The following is a 15,938-nucleotide window of genomic DNA, read 5'->3' as shown; positions in this document are numbered from 1 at the left end:
TTTTGCTGAGATAGACTCTGTATGTATACACAGGCTCTGTATAATATTGCATCAGTCATCGGGTGGCGTTGTCTATTCCGGCGTAACGTTGATCAGAGGGTATGAACAAGAGTGCAGACCATGTTCAGTTGATGCGCACGAACCTTGCGACGCTATGGGAGTCATCGTCATGTGCTCCAAGATCACTGCGACGAAAGCGGGTAGGTGGGGAAAGGGGCAGCTTTCGAGCCGTCGTGCGGGGACTGCACGTTGGCTTCCAGCGCCTCGGCGGCGTTCGCCTTGGGCGGGACAACTGCGCGTGCACATCAACTGCGGAGAAGATGTACGAGAGAAATACTCGAACGAGGTGAGTGTATTTCTGCCGGCTATCTATTAAAACGGACAGTATTTTATGAAAAGGCGGGTTGTTTCTTTGTTTTCTGGCGCTGGCGGAATGGATTTTGGATCTCATGCCGCAGGCTTTAACACCGTGATGGCGCTGGATAATTTTGCGGCATCGACGGAGACCTTCAAGCAGCACTTTCCAGAAACAGATGTCATCACCCAAGATATCTATACCTTCAATTCGTCTAAAAAGAACCCTTATCCCTCGGCAGAAGTGTTGACGGGCGGGTATCCCTGTCAGTCTTTTTCAATGGGTGGGTTGCGAGATCCGGCGAATGATGATCGGTCAAATCTTTTTCTCGGATTTGCTGATGCCGTCAACAAAATTAAGCCTAGAGTTTTTATAGCCGAAAATGTTTCAGGCTTGGCCAAACTTCAGAATGGCGAATGGTTCAAAAAGCAATTGCACGTCTATACCCACGAGTTAGGCGTTAAGTATCGTGTTTATTGGAAGACGCTTAATGCGGCTGATTATGGCGTTCCGCAAATGCGTAAGCGGGTGATCATTGTGGGTGTTCGGAGCGATGTTGATGGGGATTTCGAGTTCCCGGAGCAGACCCATACCAAATCCGAGTGGGCAAAAAAGAAAAAACTACTGCCCTATACCTCACATGGCGAAGCGATAAAACATTTGCCGCCCCATCCATCCGGCGAGTACTACGAGCGCCCTCACGACCCGGAGGGTAACTTTTCTTGGTATTTTATGTCTCGCAATCGTCGACATCGCTGGGATAAACCTGCGTTTACGGTTGTTGCAAACTTCCGCCACGTCACGCTTCACCCGGCATCCCCCGTCATGGAGCTAGAGTGGAGTAACTTGGCCGATGGTTGGAAGCAGAAGTGGCGCTTTACCGATGAATATGACCATCTCGAATTCGGTGCCGCGTTCCCGCGACTTGATCCTCCGCGTCGTCTATCGTGGCGTGAGGCCGCCGCCATTCAAACGTTCCCGGCTCATTTCAATCCGACGGGAGACCTAGCGAAGAAATTTGAGCAGATCGGAAATGCCGTTCCCCCTCTACTGATGCAGAAGATCATGGAGCAAGTCAAGATACTGCTTTAGTCTCCGAACATCCTGGATACTTTTGCTCGCAGACTTTCGATGGCTGGTCGATAGTCGGCGAGCGTGAACAACTCTGTACCGTGCAACCGGTCGGCAATTTTCGGATAGTATTTGAATTGCGCACCAGATAGGCCGTACCACTCGTATACGACTTGATCGTTTTCATCTTTTCCGATCAAGCGCCGACCTTCTATAGTCCACGTTGCCGGCGGTGGTAGCGCAGCATGAAAACTTGAAACTTGGTAAGTTCGCTCTCCGTTGGTCATCGGCGAGTACAGCAGCGAGATATACACGCAATCTTGCTGCACGAACTCCTTGTTATGGCCTGCGATGGTATTGAGATAGGCGGTCTCAGAGGCTTGACGTTCTATCCTTTGACGATCAAGAATCGCTTGGCCGAAGTCTGCGGCATGTTGCAAATCTCTAAACATGTCGTGGGTGAGACCGCGCGCTGCGCAAAGCTCCCAGTCTTTTGCATTTGAATTTGAAAGCTCCATGTGAGAGCGCATGGTGGCTTGTTGCGTCGTGTAAGCAAGCAGCTTTGCATGCTCCTTCGTTTTTATCGACGCACCGCGAACAGCAATTCCTCCCCCTTCGTTGGACTGCACAACAAAGTCATAGAACGCTTTGTTCTCGGTTGTCCTGCCATGCAACAACTCTGCGAAGCAACGTTCAATCTGGCGAAATTCTGCTCGCGTGCTGCCGTCGTCCTCTCGAAGGTTGCCCGAGCCGTCACGGTAGCTTGCTAAGAATTTTTTGAGCAGCATCAGTTCTGCTGCGGTCGGATTACGAGTTAGAAAGGCGCGCGACATTACATTCCCCGATTATTTATCTGGAGAATACACGTTTGGCGTGCCGTCTGGGTGGCAGAGCCCAACGATTCATCTTGGAAAATCGAAAGCCGCCTAGTGTTCGACGGCTGGGCCTTGGAGTCCTCCTCCAAGCCCTTGGGAGCCACTCGACGATCAAACGCGCATCAAGTCTTCCGGGCTCATCGCGGCTGCGCGCCCGCTTGGCATACCCGTTGGGCTGGATACGGCGCGGCGCACTCGCCTTAGCTCGGCCCCCGTTCAACTAAGAAGCAGGCCTGTGGTACTTAATCCGACGATTGTTGAAGGCCGGCATCGTCCCTTCAAGCACATTCACCACGTGCCCGTTGATCGCGGGATTCTCGATTGCTCCGGCTACATAGGAGATGGTGGAACCCTTCTTACGATCGAAGCTGGACCAGATAACTTGCTCTGCATCACAGACGACGGCAAGATTCGGGTTATGCGTGACCATGATTATTTGCCGCCGCCTCTTGGCCTCGGTGAGGACGGGTACGAGCAGACTCACTACCGTCTCGTTGTCGAGATTCTCCTCGGGCTGATCGAGGATGATTGGGTTTCGCCCCCTATCAACCAATAGATAAAATATCAACAGTAGTGCACCGCGCTGCCCAGGCGAAAGCTGTTCAATCTGGGTCTCCTGAAACAATAACGAGTAGCGCGGTTCAAGGAACGAGAGTCCGAAGAGAAGGTCATAAACGTCCGTCGCAGTCTTGTCTTTCCGCAAGAGTGGCGCGATACCAATGGCTGACTTGCCGCCGGCAGCGGCCGCTGCGACTTTCGTATGCAGTTCGGAGACAAAGCCTTGGACATCGGCACGTTTGTTGAAGTCATATTTATCCGTCAGAGCGCGAACGACCGCGTAGCCCTCGTCGGCCCCCCGGAATTCGCCGGTGTTTTGCTTGATGAGGTCAAACAGTGCGGCGGCGATCACATCGGCCGATCCACCGAGCGTGGCCTGAAATTGAAGCTTGTATTCCTCGCGAATCAGGTTATTGCTTTGAATCAGATCTTGGACCGGTTTGAACAGGTCTTCGCGAGCCTTGCGCTGCGCATCAAGAACGCCAAAAATCTCTCCGGTCAGTTTGTGTCGCAATTCGCGGTGAGCGTCGAGGCGTGCAGGCAGCTCGTCAAGTTGCGTTATACGTGCCTGTAGACCGAGTAGCGAGTCGGGAGCATCAGGTGCTCCGGTCAACTCGGCAAGCTTTGCGCTCCAGCCTTCGAGGGCTTGGAGGTTTTGCTGATAGGCTAATTGGGGCGCATTCAACTTTGCGTTCAGGGCAGTCTGATCGGTCACCAACTTGCCCCTGTGTTCCACGGCCGCGTCGGTATCGGTCTTGAGCGTTGTCAGTTCGTCCGGAATCGAAAGCGCGATTTCGTCCAACGCTTGCTCGCTCACGTTGAGGGTGACCAGTTGTTCCGGCTTCAGACCGAGGACACCGAGATCCTTGGTGGTGTCCTCGACGAATTGCTTGTGCGCGCGCTCCAGGACACGGAGTCGTTCGCGAACGTTTTGGATGGCCTTGAGTTTTCCGGCCAGCGCTAGCTCACGAGCGCTGTTCGCCGCAGCAGCCTCTTCGAACCCTTTCAACTTGACCGCAATGGACTCGAGTTGCGTCGCGGCGTCTTGCTGTTCGGGTGTCAGTTCGGCTGTCGGCTTTGGCAGGACGGTCGGCTTGATCTTGTTGTGCTCTTCGATCTGACGGCTCTTGACAAGGAGCACTTCTTGTAACGCGCTCTTGACGTTCGGCTGAAGCTGCTCCTCGAACGCGGTGATCTCCTGGTTGATCCGGTGGAGGTCCTTCCGAAAATCGTTCAACTGGATACGAAAGCCACTCTCCTGCTGATCGGTCAGTTGATCGAAGTCAAGCGCGCCGAGTCGAATGGCTTCGCCGGCGTGAGAGAAGATGACGGCGCGAAGCTCCCTTTCGAAGGCATTCGAACTGCCGCTCACGTGGGCGTTGCAGAGATCTTCAAAGTGGCCCTGCGGGATGTAGCGAACCATTTCCACCTTGTCGACCGGCGGATCGTCGTTCAGGTTACGGGTTTCTTCGGTCGAGTCTAGCCATGTCAGCTTCCCTACGAAATTTTTCGCAGGATCACCTGACTTTCCGCGGAAGCGGTTCTTCTGTAAAAACGAAAAGTGGAGCTTCTGGCGGGAGTTTCCGAGAAGGGCGACCACATCGGCGAGTGCGCTCTTGCCGCTTCCCTTGTTGCCGATGATGGCGACGAGATCCGGATTGAGAGGCAAGTCGGCGCCGTCGAGCCACGAACCGGGAGCAGCCAACACCTGCTTGCTGACCGACACTCGATCGATGAAGAAAGTTTTGTTCGCCTCGATTTCCAGTTGCTTCGGCGGACGCTGGCCGATGAAGGAACGTTTGGCCGGTTCCCAAATGGCCTGTTGGAGGCCCTGAAAGGTCGGGTCCGCTTTGAGCCAGGTGATCTTGCTGGACGGGAAGTCGCCATAGCCGCGCCTATCGTTACCGCCTTTGACACCAACGAAACAATGTGCATCACTGCCGGATACTACGAGCCGGGGAACATTACCGAGACCTTCTTGGAATTTCTTCAAAAAGGCCTTGTTCTTGTCGGTCTCCTCCCCGACGAAACAGCTACGAAGATGCGGGTCGCGAGACTCGAAAATGGGCGATGACTTAAAGAGCCCGATGAAGTAGGCATAGTGGTCTTGCCATTTGACTTCTGCCAAGCCGTCGCTCGTGTCGTAGGGCATGAAGCCAATCGCCAATCCATCCTCCACTTGCGCAATTGCATCGCGATAGCTCTCCGCAATGATTTCTGCCATCGATGCCCCGGCGTAGAACGCGTTGGCGTCGTCTGCCATGTCGATCTTCTTGAAGGCGTGGACCTTTAGAATGTCTTCCGATGAGTTGCGAGCCAGCGAGACAAGTGCGTCGTTCGAGAGGGGGCGATCGATGATGGCGACACGAAGAGCAGCTTTGAAATCGTGAAGCATCTGATCCGGGATTTCATCTGAAAACAGGACGTGCGCGTTGAGGCGTCCGTTTGGCGTCTTCATCGGTGCCATGAGGCGCAGTTCGATCCCCGGAAAGACCTTCTTGTGAAGCTGCGGCGCTCCGGCTTCCTTAAGTCGGCGCTTCAACGCGAACCAGCCGTCAAAGGTCCAGTAGTCCATCAGTGCAAAGACCGCCGGCTCCGCGGCATTCATGGTCACGATCATTTCGTCGACGAGCGACCGATTGTTCGCGGAGTTCAGATCGGCGTCAAATTTGGCTCCTTGCCAGTGAAAGGATGCCGGCGTGTGAACATGCAGATCCCATTGCCGCCACTCTGAGCCGCGCTCGAATCCATTCGGTGATGCCATTGTGTGCCCTCCTCATCCAGCTCTCGCGTTCTTTGTATTCCACCGCACGTCCGCTCGTGCGCCTATGGAAACGCGGAGAGCCGTCGAGCAATGGCCTGTCAGTATCGGCTCATGCCTTTGGAGGTGTTGTCGCGTCTTGCACAGTCGGAGGGTACCCGACCGGCGCGACGTCAATCGACATAGTTGAGGAGTTTCAGGTGAAGCTTCCTGGACTCGTCTGCCCATATCTCGAATAGCGCGGAGCGCTCGCATTCAGTCGCAACGACTCGGATTGCAAAGGTTCTGCGAGTGTTATCGTCCATCCACTGCGCCGTATCAAAGAAACCGCCACCTATCGGCGTGCTAAATCTGAATTTGTCGTGGTTATCCCCATGAGCGGCGATCTCCACATGCTTCTCAGGGTCATCGTGCCGCAGTTGGAACCCGGTCCCGTCAAGCAGCATGGTAGTGCCTCCAGGCGAATTTGTCGGAGGGGAAATATTTTCGATATAGACCTTGCAGTTCGAAAGAGTCTTGCCGCCAGTGTTCTTGATGCCAATCCTAACCGTGCTCTGCACATGGCCGGATCGGACATCGGTGACGCAATATGGCGTGGTGGGTCCCGTATTAATCTCGATCTTTGCACCGAGCGTGCCATGCAGATTAATCACGCTTGACGCGCGCACCCAGCCTTCCAACTTATTCTCTGCAGATAGATCACGAATCGCCTTCGGCACATGGATTCGGATGTCCTTCAAGTCTTGGATTTCGCCGCACAGCCTACTCTTGACCAAATCGCGAAACTCATTGAGCTTCTTAGTGTCGTTCCGCTCAATGGCATCCGTGCCAAGCAATCTCACTTTCGCGTTAATCGCGTTGTCTGTGAGGTAAAGCGCAAAGAACGGTTTCCCAGTTTCAACGGCGTACTCGTACTCAAGCTGAATATAGCTCTTGCCTGAGTCCGGATCGACACTGCCGTAACGGCCACCGAGAATCAACATGAAAATGTCGCTGCTGTCAATCCAACTCTTTATGACCTCGATCTGCTTCTTATTCGATGCGGCGAACAACTCCATGCCGGCCGGAATGTGGCCGTCTTGCAGCACCGCTTCAACCGCGGCCTGGCGCTCGTCTTTCATGTCCGTATAGGTGGACGAGATGAACACCTGATATTTCTTATCCATTCTTCACCGGTCTCCGAGCCGCAACTAAGTGGCTGGAAGTCTATCACTGGGCAATACCAGTCCCGAGCACGCGAAACAGACCGCCCTTTGCCTGGCGGTTATCTGGCGGTCGCGTCCTCGTCCGGTCGAACGCGCGGCGCAGCAGATTCCCACGTGAGGGGCTCGGAAGAGACGCGCTACTCAAATAGCACTTACTCGATACGCCTACCAAAACACCGACCCAGCGCGGCTAGCGGGTCCTTCCAAAGATGCCGTATGTGTGCCCTCAGCACGCGGCGCGTCGTACCGTTGGATCATCGAGAGGGTTTGTGCCCTCTGGCCAGCGGCGCTTCCACGATGTTCAAACCGAGCTCCAGCCAGCGGCCGACTCCTCCGAGCGACAGATCGTGAACTGCAGCCCTTCAATCCCAACGCGCTTCGTGAGCCGAACAAAGGCGTGCTTTAGGCTGCCCCGGTTTTTGCCGAACTCGCCAAGCACCTTGTCGTGATCCTGCGGTATCACGCTGCAGACGTGCAATACCTGTGAACGGTTACGCGGTCGACCTCAAATTCGCGTGCGAGCTGGCTGCGATTCTCGCCAGCATCAAAGCGCCGTTTAAGTTCGGCCTGCTGCTCCAGCGAGAGCTTAGGCTTACGACCTTGATATTTTCCTCCCTCCAGACGGGCGCGTGCGATGCCCTCGCGCTGCCGTTCCTTCCTGATACCGTGCTCGAACTCCGCGAACGCGGCGAACATGGTTAGCGCCAGTTTGCCGGCTGGCGTGTCGGTATCGAAGCCCTGCATGAGAATGACCAGGCGCACGCCTCGCGCGCTCAGCGCGTTGATTTGCGTAAGCACGTCAACTGTGCTGCGGCCAAGCCGGTCAAGCGCATATACGACCAGCGTGTCTCCCTCGCGGAGGTAGGCTGAGCACTTCGCCCAGCCGTCGCGGCTGTCGGCGGTGGTGGTGCCGCTCGTCGCCTCATCGGCAAATTCCTTCTCCATTTTCCAGCCAGCGGCGGCGATGGCCTGCCGCTGGTTTTCGACCGTCTGCCCGGCGGTCGAAACGCGCAGATACGAAATGACGCTCATAGCTGTGTTTGTCGTTGTTGCAATAGGGTATATTGATTATTTTGCATCAGGCCCTATATATTTGCAACACAAAACGTAACGGTTTAACTTTGCTTAGGGGCGTGGCGCTGGCGTTTAGCCAAATGCAACGGTCATTGTTCAAATCAACCGGCGGTAGCTGGCCAAGAGTGGTCTGTCGCGTCTTTAGCACCCAAATGGTCGCGGAATGCTATCGTGCCCTTCACGGCAGGGCATTTGACGGCTGTAGTGGCCCGTCGCCATCAAATCAAAACCAAGACGAAAAATGACGAATGAGCTTCCAGATTATCTAACCCACTACACAACGATCCAAGGCTTCATGGGCATCGTTGAATCGAAAGGCTTCTGGGCGTCTAACGCTTCCTTCCTCAACGATCGAAAGGAACTGGTACATGGCCTCGAAGGAGCCGAGCGAGCAATCTCAAAGTTGAAGGGAAGACTCGATCCGGCGTTGTTCCAACATCTTCCCAGGGTCATTCAGGAAATCAAGGAGGGCTCGCTTCCAGCCACATACGTCACTTGCTTTTGTGCCAGGGATGACCTGCTAAGCCAATGGCGTGGTTACGGAGGTTCGGAACAGGGAGTCTCCATTCAGTTTCCGCGAGAGATCCTCAAAAGGAGAATGGCAAAACAGAACGCCAAACTCATCAAGGTCATCTATTCGCATCTCTCCACCGAGAAAAAGGTGCGCGACGCGTTGGCCGAGGAAATGAGGGATCTTCTCGAATGGGAAAAGGTACTGGGTACTCAATCTGATGACGAACGAAAGGCCGGTGTCTTTGATATCGTGTCGAAACTGCTGCCGCGCTTCAAGCATCTAGGTTTTCAAGATGAAAGAGAATGGCGTTTCGTGGTTCAGAGCGCTGTCAACGCCGACGATTTGCTATTCAGGCCCAAAGGTGCTTTTATCGCCCCGTACATTGTTCTCGACTTGGGGAAAGCGAAACTACCCATGCGGTCAGTCACTATTGGCCCTGGACGTGAAATGGAGTTAACCCGTGCCAGTGTTCGACTGTTTCTTGACCGGCATGGTTACAAAGATGTCCCCGTCAAGGTGTCGGCTGTCCCTTTTCGAGGTTGAATACGGCTACTCTTCGTCAACGAGAGCCTTGCCGTTACGAAGCCGGTTGATTTTGGTTTGGTTTGTCCCGAAGAGGGATGCGATCTTTTCCTCAGACTTGCCTTGACGCTTCATTTCTTCAATCGTCTCGATGTCCTTGGACGTAAAACCCGGATTTGTCCTCTGCGCCATTGAATCGCGCAACGTGGTCACCTGTGTTTGGATCTTCTGCAGCTCCATGATTGCCTCCAACGCTTCTTCCGGGGTCTTGAAGACATTCCGTGACATGTCTTCAAGCATGGACTTTTTCGTGTCGACCAGCCGATCTGCGACGTCATTCAAGTTCGCAATCGTTGAGCGAGTAAACCGAGCCTCTCCCTGAATAATGACGGTCGGTTCAGTGTTTGTCGGATCGAGTGGATCGGCCATGTTATCTCCCTATTGACGCGGCGAAGGCATGAATGAATATTTTATTCATTCAAATCTGATGACGTCAATTCGAAAAAAAGGGGACGCATTCACCGCGTCCTCATGGTCGCTGACTCACGCGGTCAAAGCCTTGCCCTCCGTATCGACGGTACCGCGCCGGTCACCGTTTAGCGCAGTTCAGTCCGCTCGCGCTCGATGTGTTCGGCGAGCAGGAAATCGCGCAGCGCGTCGTTGTGCCGGCCGCGGCCCTCCTCGTTGAACGGCGTGCAGCCAGGGTCGGCGCCGTGTTCCCGCTGCAGGCGCAGCCGGTCGTGCACGCCGTCTATAGCGCAGTGCGCTTGTCTACCCGGCAGAACCATGGCGTAGCAATAGCGTTTCTAAGCCGCGCTGCCCCATCGCTAGGCAAAGAGGACGATTAAGCCTGCACACGGTGAATGGAACCGAGGAGCTTACTCGGGGGGTGAATGCCAGCCAGGAGCTCACGGTAGCCAGAGTCGTAATATGCGGGCGGAAACAACGAATGACTTGTCAGAGTCGTTGCGTTTCCGAGCCAATCCAACGCAGCCGTGAGCGGTATCCTGATGGTTCCGACATGCAAGGGACGATTGTCACTTACGGGTAACCCGTTGTTGCTAAGTCTGCGGACCAGTATTCCGTGCTGGGCATGGGGCCGGACGAAATGCGATGGCACAGCCACGCGCAAGTCCATTGTTTCCGAGCGGTCGTCCCTATAGTGGCCTGGTCCAGCTTGAGAAGTCGCATTGTAGGCGGAAGCCAAGAGTAGAACATACGCATACTCTTCGGCACCTCTGTGGTTCGGCATCCGCTTCTCGAAGTGCAAATACTCTTCTGGCCACCCAATCGTGTACGCGCTGTGGCATGCGAACCACAGTGCGACCCAGATGTTGTCCACAACGTCTAGCCAAGTCGTCCGAATTCCGTAATGTTGCAACAGTGGTTCGCGGCATTCGGGGGCAACTGCACGAAGTGCGGCTCCTTGGGCATCGATACTTGCCAGGAGGTCCGTTAAAAGGGCACGGCGCCGAACATTTGGTGGACCGTCCTTGACGCTTCGTAGGAGAGTTGGCGAAAGCGCTGGATAGAGCTTTGTTTGCCCTCGAAAGAAAACACCTTTCCCAGTCTTGGCAAGGTTGTATTTGAGGTAGCCTGCCGCTTGTATTAGCGAGTGTGAACTGGGTGCCTCAAAGACTTCCAAGCCCGACACTTTATCGATGACATGTTTGCCAAATTCATGCGTGAGTTTTGATAGTGGGTAAGCGTGCGAGGCCATCTTGCAGAGGTTCGTGAGTGAGCGGTTTGTTCTAGCGAATCAGACGACCTAGTGAAGCGGTATAACGGCAGTTCAGCCATAAACTTGAAGCGTCGAGAAGTTCGATGATGGGCAGTTGCATTTAAAGCAGCCGTTGCAATGGCTTTAATCCGAACGGCGGCTCTTCCTGCGCGTCTTCAAGATGCTGCGCGGAACATGTAGCGTGCGTGATACGATCGAAGGACAAAGAAAAAACAACGGCCCTGACCATGCCTCAACTCAACCGTTGGTTCGACATTCCGAACCTCCGCACACCGTTCCTTGCCATCAATCTCAGCAATCCGAGGCCGGAAAGCAGGGAGACGAACGACAAGTTGTTTCCCAAGAGACAGACGGGTCACTGGCCTCTTACGAAGGCCGTTTTGCAGCATGGCATTGAAGGTCAGACGATCGTGCTCTTTTATTCCCAAAATGGCCGGTCGAGCGTCTACGTTGGCACCTGCGTTTCGAAGCGCGAGACGGGGCAGACCAAGGACGGAAAACCGCGCTATACCCTCACGGTGGCACATCATTGGAAAGACGAGGGACAAGCCAACGTTTCTTTCTCGAAGTTCTTCGAAGGATTTCGGAAGAGTTCTAACCCAACGGTGGTGTGGGCGGACATGCAGGGCTATGCATCGCCTCGAGGCGAAGAAGTCGATCGAAAAGGGGCTGATGGCGAGAGTGACCAAGACGGCGAAGGCGGGTATGACGTGCCAGGGCTGTCTTCACAGCGCGTTGGTCACGATGTCTTTGTTCAGCGCGTCGTCGGTGTTTGGGGGAGGCGATGTGCGCTCACTAACCTAGAGGCGCCGAGATTGGTTCAGGCGTGCCACATTGTCCCGTGGAGCGAAGCTACGCCGGAGGAGCGTACGAGCGCTCACAACGGTCTGATGTTATGCGCTCATCTTCACGCTCTATTCGATTCACATCTGCTTGGCTTCGATACAGACGGACGCCTGCTTCTCGCCCATGGTATTGACGCGAGTGTGCGCGCTTTGGTGTTAGTGGGACGTCGACTGTGTTTGCGTAAGGCCCCTTCGGCACGGCAGGTCGAACTCTTACAGCGCCATCAGGAAGCGGCGAAGAAGGCAGGTTATCGACTTGATCGCGTATAGGCGGGAGGTCCAGATGTCGTTCACGACAGGGCACGTGGAAGCAATCATGGCGCTCGGCGGGCGGAATCCTAGTCAGCATTGGGCGGCGTTCGACGTGTCCATGGCCAAAGCGCGCAAAGGGCAGGCGACGCGCCTGGTTACGACGATCTGGAATTACCACAGCGTCAAAGACGAGCAAGGTAAGCGTGTACCGACGCTGGTCGCGATCTGCAAAGACGTATCAAACGGCAGCCTTTGGTATTGCATGAGTAGACCGGCGCCCGGCACAACGCGCACTACATGGGTGGCGCACTGGAATCGGCTCGAGCTTGCTCGGGACAACGGGGTATCCGTCGTCGGCGTGTTGAAAGACGTGCAAACGGGACGCTGCTCGTTGAAACATGTGTTCGAGGTCCGTCGCATGCTGTTTTCAGCGAGCGGCGACGCGCTTTGGATGGAACTCATCCCGACGAAGGAGTCCCCGCAGCAAACTCGTTCGATCGATATTCGTGCCTTGGTGGTCGACGAGGAACTCGTCCGTTTCCCGTTTGATGCTGAAGCGGATCTCCAACGGGCCGTCTTGCAATCCAGCCTGCTTTCTCGGGAAGAGCGGTTGGAGCGTTTGGCGAGGGCACCGAGATTTCCTACCCGGGTAGAGGTAACAACGACCGTACTCCGTCGGAACGCCGACGTGATTGTTGAAGCCCTGGCCCGAGCCGATGGGCGATGCGAGGGATGCGGCATGCCGGCGCCGTTCCGTCGGCGAAGCGATGGCTCCGCTTACCTTGAAGTACATCACCGGATTCCCTTAGCGGTCGGTGGTGAGGACACCATCGACAACGCGATCGCGTTATGTCCGAACTGTCACCGAGGCGCTCATTACGGCGGACAGGCCGGGGATTCCGATGATTGAGCGATTGATACGGACCGTGAACGAAGCAGTAATATTTGCGAGACGATTGGTCGGGCCTACATTCGTGATGGACAACAGGCTTCATGCGCCTCAAAAATGCTGATCGAACTCCCAGAACACGACGTTTCAAGAAGGCTGACTATCGGTGGGTGGATGCTGTTTCCCCGGCCAGAAGATGACGATCTGAGGCGGCTATATCGGTCCGCGATCCAGCACGTTCGCGTTATGCGCGTACTCAAGGACGCGGGCCAGCCAGTTGATCCGACAAACCAGAAATATAAATGGGTCGAGTCCGGCGATGAAATAATTGCGGTCGAGCAAGATATCTCAAAACTGACTGCGAACGAAACGCGGTCCGCTTTGATCGGCTCGCCAGAGAAAATCGTTGAATTCTTCGACGATTATGAAAACTTTCTGCGGCGCGCAGATATCGATCTCTTGTTCAGGAAGGGGGTTGTTTCTGGATTAATTCTGCTTGTCTGCTGTGCTTTCCAGAATAAATCCGTGAGGCGATATGGTGATGGAAAGGCCGGGGCTCAAAAAGCAGTGGTCGGCATGACCGGTATCGGATTAACTTTGGTCAGGGAGTATTTTAAGGATTTTGATGGCGTAACCCATTTGTGGGCGTCTTGGTTGCTGCGGAGATTTTTGGCGTCCGATTTGGGTGTGGATCGTGAAATGTTTAGGGGCATGGAAAATCGGATTCCAACCGATTTTATGGTGGATGCTGATAGTACTGAGGTATTGGGAATCGCGAAATCCGCCCTTGCTTTTGGTCGAGGCGAGATTAACACCGGCATCAGTATTCTGGGTGGAGTTGATGCCATCGAGTTCGATTGGCCCGAAAATTCTCCTGATCTGATGGATGTGCTGCCGGATGGCCTCGTAGAGGTATTCGAGAAGTTCAGGCCAGAGAGCAAACTGAAGCGGTAGAGGGTTTTGGTGTGTCAGCACACCTGATACAGGTTACATGCGCGCCTCCGAAGAATAAAGTGCGTCTCGTGCAATCCGCACGGACAATCGAAGAAGCAAGGAGATACCGCTGTATGACTAAAGACTGGTTTGCCCTGATAAAAAAGCCGGAGGTTAAATCTCTGACTGCGATTAGTCACTCTTACATGCACGTCCTCATAAAGGAGGGGCGCTTCCCGGCCCCGGTGAAAAATGGTCGATCGAGCTACTGGGTTTATGGAGAAGTAATCGAGTGGATCGAAAGCCGTCGCAAGGAGCGCGATTCGGCGAATTAATCCAGGCATGTTGAAATGACTGTGGTTGATTATCCGCCGAATCTGAGTTTGCAAGGCTGAAAAATGCGCGCAACGATGGCGCATTTTTCGCCACGACTGGTGATGAAAAATGCACGGCTGCACGGTACGATTTTCGTTACCGGGGCATATCGGAAGCTCGGGGTCGTTGTGGCATGCGACGTACCTGCGATTTGGCTGCAGACCCCACCCAAACCCAGATGTAGACGGCTGTAACAGGGCTGTAGGGCAGGACTCGCCAATCTGCCGGGGCTGAAAAGCGCATCAATAGTAACTATTACAGCTATCAGTGTGACAGTTGATAGTATGCAGTCTATACATACAGGCTACTCAGCAGTATGCGGCTTCACCGTATGGATATGTAAGTTAATAGTTGAACTGTGTGCAGCCTACGAGCAGCGGCAGCATAGAGCTTCAGTGTATGGCTTATAACTGTACCAGAAATGAAGAGTAGCGACCAGTAAGGATAGTCAGCATGCAGTCGCCTTTGTTAAAAGGAGGTCGCATGTGCGATTCAATACAGATGTTTGTTTCGTTGGAATCCGATATATCTGACGACGAATATAACGAGTGCCGTTTCCCTTGGCAACCTGAAGATTATGATGGGAAGCGTGGAGAGTTCTACGATTTTGAAGTGAAAAGCCCTCTCACCGGCGCTGGATTTTTAGTCAAGGCAGTTGGCATCGGCGGAATCCGGCACGGTCGAATAGGGGGCTATTGGTTGAGCGTGAATATCCCTGCCTGTACGGTCGGACATAACCGGGAATTCGTTAATGGCGTGTATTGGGCGGCAGGCATTGCTTGGGCTTTCTTGCGGTATTTCCTTGCCAGTCGAGGTTGCACTGAGAAGGGGTTGTCTTATATACCGTGGGAAAATGTGCGGATTGGTCCGCTTACGCTAACATTTTTAAAGGAGTTCGCCAGTAAAGAGGTGGCATTGTCCATAATTAACGATGTCAGGCAGCACGCTGAGGCGATTCTTAATCATGGTCCCCACTCTCTGCCCGGAAAGAAAAAGGCTTATGTCAAGCCTGAGGCCGCGGAGTGGCCTGATGACGTGTTCACGCTGTATATAAGGGACAGGGAATTCGGAGCCGACCTTTATGTGAAACAGCCCAGAGTGGAGAAGGCATTTCTGAAGAAAATCGACGATCCTGAGCTGGAGTCTGAGGTGCAGGGGCGATCTGAACGCACCGTGCGAATCGAGGTAACTCCACATGGAGCTTGGCTGAGAGAGAATGGTCTAGATCATCCAGATAAATGGATGAACAATCCCGGCGACTACGAGAAGGTTTTTAACTTGATTAAGAAAAAGCTCCAATTGGGGAGGCAATGGAGAACCAATCGGATACGGAGGTCTACTGTCTCCAATCTCGCATTGCCGGATGCTGATAAGAGGTGCCTTTCCCTGCATATTGCGGGAAAGGAGCCTGCCGATTATCCGGTGCTGCGCGAGTATCAGGATGAAAACGCGAGAAGCAAGCGTTTCTCCGCGATTCGTAGCCGGATTTTCGATGCAACCGGCATTGACCTGTGTATCCCCTGGAAAGTTCAGCGAAGCGGGATACGGCCGGGGCTGGCCGAAGTGTTCGAGTACCCGGGCGAGTTCGTGCCGGACGAGCACCTTCAGGAGGTCGTGTATTCGCGCCAAAGCGCCCCGGCCGCGTATCATCGGCTGGAGGGGCTTACTGCCGGATTACTAAGCAATAGCGCCGACGCCGAGGCGGATGAATGGCCGGATACGCCGCCCCCGATAAGGGGCATGTTCGACGAGTGGGGAGACGACTGAGCCGCCAGCGTGGAGTCACTGGACGCGATGACTGCGACTCCACGCCAGCGCGCGATGGCGGAGCACGCCGTAGCTCGGGGCGGGCAGAAGTTAGCCAGCAGTGGGTTAGACTTTGGCATCTCGGCTGAACTGAATGCCAAAGCGGGGCATGGGTGCAATGAGCCCCGCTTTGCTCAACTGTCCCTGTCGGCGATACAGCGT

Annotated in this window: 14 protein-coding genes; 7 read left to right on the top strand and 7 right to left on the bottom strand. The window is 54.5% G+C overall.

The genetic code is table 11. The features are described 5' to 3' along the window. Window positions 1–391 precede the first annotated feature (391 nt). Window positions 392–1,447 carry a DNA cytosine methyltransferase gene (locus tag KHO30_RS34370; protein WP_211703557.1) on the top strand — a complete coding sequence of 352 codons (1,056 nt, stop codon included), beginning with the start codon at window positions 392–394 and terminating at the stop codon, window positions 1,445–1,447. Here the strand turns inward: KHO30_RS34370 and KHO30_RS34365 are convergent. From KHO30_RS34365 to KHO30_RS34350, 4 genes are all read right to left on the bottom strand, one after another. After that, window positions 1,444–2,259, bottom strand: coding sequence for a hypothetical protein (locus tag KHO30_RS34365; RefSeq protein ID WP_211703556.1), 816 nt, complete (start codon window positions 2,257–2,259; stop codon window positions 1,444–1,446). The two genes, KHO30_RS34370 and KHO30_RS34365, sit on opposite strands and share 4 nt — an antisense overlap. A gap of 262 nt (window positions 2,260–2,521) precedes the next feature. Beyond that, a complete protein-coding gene (locus KHO30_RS34360; RefSeq protein ID WP_211703555.1) occupies window positions 2,522–5,623 on the bottom strand; it encodes a TrlF family AAA-like ATPase in 3,102 nt (1,033 codons plus the stop codon). Between the two features lie 170 nt (window positions 5,624–5,793). Next, window positions 5,794–6,786 carry a DUF4062 domain-containing protein gene (locus tag KHO30_RS34355; protein ID WP_211703554.1) on the bottom strand — a complete coding sequence of 331 codons (993 nt, stop codon included), beginning with the start codon at window positions 6,784–6,786 and terminating at the stop codon, window positions 5,794–5,796. A gap of 498 nt (window positions 6,787–7,284) precedes the next feature. Further along, window positions 7,285–7,857 (bottom strand): recombinase family protein, encoded by a 573-nt coding sequence (locus tag KHO30_RS34350; RefSeq protein ID WP_211703553.1) that lies wholly within the window; start codon window positions 7,855–7,857, stop codon window positions 7,285–7,287. Between the two features lie 283 nt (window positions 7,858–8,140). Between KHO30_RS34350 and KHO30_RS34345 the strand changes: the two genes are divergently transcribed. Next, window positions 8,141–8,956, top strand: coding sequence for a DUF2971 domain-containing protein (locus KHO30_RS34345; protein WP_211703552.1), 816 nt, complete (start codon window positions 8,141–8,143; stop codon window positions 8,954–8,956). Between the two features lie 6 nt (window positions 8,957–8,962). Here the strand turns inward: KHO30_RS34345 and KHO30_RS34340 are convergent, their stop codons facing one another. The 3 genes from KHO30_RS34340 to KHO30_RS39800 all read right to left on the bottom strand — a co-directional run bounded on the left by KHO30_RS34340 (window position 8,963) and on the right by KHO30_RS39800 (window position 10,655). Then, window positions 8,963–9,364 carry a hypothetical protein gene (locus tag KHO30_RS34340; RefSeq protein WP_211703551.1) on the bottom strand — a complete coding sequence of 134 codons (402 nt, stop codon included), beginning with the start codon at window positions 9,362–9,364 and terminating at the stop codon, window positions 8,963–8,965. Between the two features lie 167 nt (window positions 9,365–9,531). After that, a complete protein-coding gene (locus KHO30_RS34335; protein WP_211703550.1) occupies window positions 9,532–9,723 on the bottom strand; it encodes a hypothetical protein in 192 nt (63 codons plus the stop codon). Window positions 9,724–9,779: 56 nt separating this feature from the next. After that, window positions 9,780–10,655, bottom strand: coding sequence for an FRG domain-containing protein (locus tag KHO30_RS39800; RefSeq protein ID WP_211703549.1), 876 nt, complete (start codon window positions 10,653–10,655; stop codon window positions 9,780–9,782). Between the two features lie 248 nt (window positions 10,656–10,903). Here KHO30_RS39800 and KHO30_RS34325 point away from each other — a divergent pair, with 248 nt between their 5' ends. The 5 genes from KHO30_RS34325 (at window position 10,904) to KHO30_RS34305 (ending at window position 15,737) form a co-directional block, all read left to right on the top strand. Then, window positions 10,904–11,791 carry an HNH endonuclease gene (locus KHO30_RS34325; protein WP_211703548.1) on the top strand — a complete coding sequence of 296 codons (888 nt, stop codon included), beginning with the start codon at window positions 10,904–10,906 and terminating at the stop codon, window positions 11,789–11,791. A gap of 13 nt (window positions 11,792–11,804) precedes the next feature. Beyond that, window positions 11,805–12,683: an HNH endonuclease gene (locus KHO30_RS39620; protein WP_280531457.1), complete on the top strand. Its 879-nt coding sequence runs from the start codon at window positions 11,805–11,807 to the stop codon at window positions 12,681–12,683. Between the two features lie 96 nt (window positions 12,684–12,779). Then, the gene (locus tag KHO30_RS34315) at window positions 12,780–13,616 is read left to right on the top strand and encodes a hypothetical protein (RefSeq protein ID WP_211703547.1); all 837 of its coding nucleotides are present in this window, start codon (window positions 12,780–12,782) and stop codon (window positions 13,614–13,616) included. A gap of 113 nt (window positions 13,617–13,729) precedes the next feature. Then, a complete protein-coding gene (locus KHO30_RS34310) occupies window positions 13,730–13,930 on the top strand; it encodes a helix-turn-helix transcriptional regulator (protein ID WP_211703546.1) in 201 nt (66 codons plus the stop codon). 493 nt (window positions 13,931–14,423) lie between these two features. After that, complete coding sequence (locus KHO30_RS34305) at window positions 14,424–15,737, top strand: hypothetical protein (RefSeq protein ID WP_211703545.1); 1,314 nt, start codon at window positions 14,424–14,426, stop codon at window positions 15,735–15,737. Window positions 15,738–15,938: the final 201 nt, after the last annotated feature.

It is taken from the genome of Paraburkholderia aspalathi, from assembly GCF_905220735.1.
In the GTDB taxonomy this organism is placed as follows: domain Bacteria; phylum Pseudomonadota; class Gammaproteobacteria; order Burkholderiales; family Burkholderiaceae; genus Paraburkholderia; species Paraburkholderia aspalathi.
Note: the sequence above shows the minus strand (reverse complement) of the source record. Positions and strands in the feature narration are given on the sequence as shown.

Coding starts and splice junctions, on each gene's coding strand:
- KHO30_RS34315 (WP_211703547.1), top strand. CDS start 12,780: ATGCTGATCGAACTCCCAGAACACGACGTTTCAAGAAGGCTGACTATC.
- KHO30_RS39620 (WP_280531457.1), top strand. CDS start 11,805: ATGTCGTTCACGACAGGGCACGTGGAAGCAATCATGGCGCTCGGCGGG.
- KHO30_RS34355 (WP_211703554.1), bottom strand. CDS start 6,786: ATGGATAAGAAATATCAGGTGTTCATCTCGTCCACCTATACGGACATG.
- KHO30_RS34360 (WP_211703555.1), bottom strand. CDS start 5,623: ATGGCATCACCGAATGGATTCGAGCGCGGCTCAGAGTGGCGGCAATGG.
- KHO30_RS34325 (WP_211703548.1), top strand. CDS start 10,904: ATGCCTCAACTCAACCGTTGGTTCGACATTCCGAACCTCCGCACACCG.
- KHO30_RS34340 (WP_211703551.1), bottom strand. CDS start 9,364: ATGGCCGATCCACTCGATCCGACAAACACTGAACCGACCGTCATTATT.
- KHO30_RS39800 (WP_211703549.1), bottom strand. CDS start 10,655: ATGGCCTCGCACGCTTACCCACTATCAAAACTCACGCATGAATTTGGC.
- KHO30_RS34335 (WP_211703550.1), bottom strand. CDS start 9,723: ATGGTTCTGCCGGGTAGACAAGCGCACTGCGCTATAGACGGCGTGCAC.
- KHO30_RS34365 (WP_211703556.1), bottom strand. CDS start 2,259: ATGTCGCGCGCCTTTCTAACTCGTAATCCGACCGCAGCAGAACTGATG.
- KHO30_RS34310 (WP_211703546.1), top strand. CDS start 13,730: ATGACTAAAGACTGGTTTGCCCTGATAAAAAAGCCGGAGGTTAAATCT.
- KHO30_RS34345 (WP_211703552.1), top strand. CDS start 8,141: ATGACGAATGAGCTTCCAGATTATCTAACCCACTACACAACGATCCAA.
- KHO30_RS34305 (WP_211703545.1), top strand. CDS start 14,424: ATGCAGTCGCCTTTGTTAAAAGGAGGTCGCATGTGCGATTCAATACAG.
- KHO30_RS34370 (WP_211703557.1), top strand. CDS start 392: ATGAAAAGGCGGGTTGTTTCTTTGTTTTCTGGCGCTGGCGGAATGGAT.
- KHO30_RS34350 (WP_211703553.1), bottom strand. CDS start 7,857: ATGAGCGTCATTTCGTATCTGCGCGTTTCGACCGCCGGGCAGACGGTC.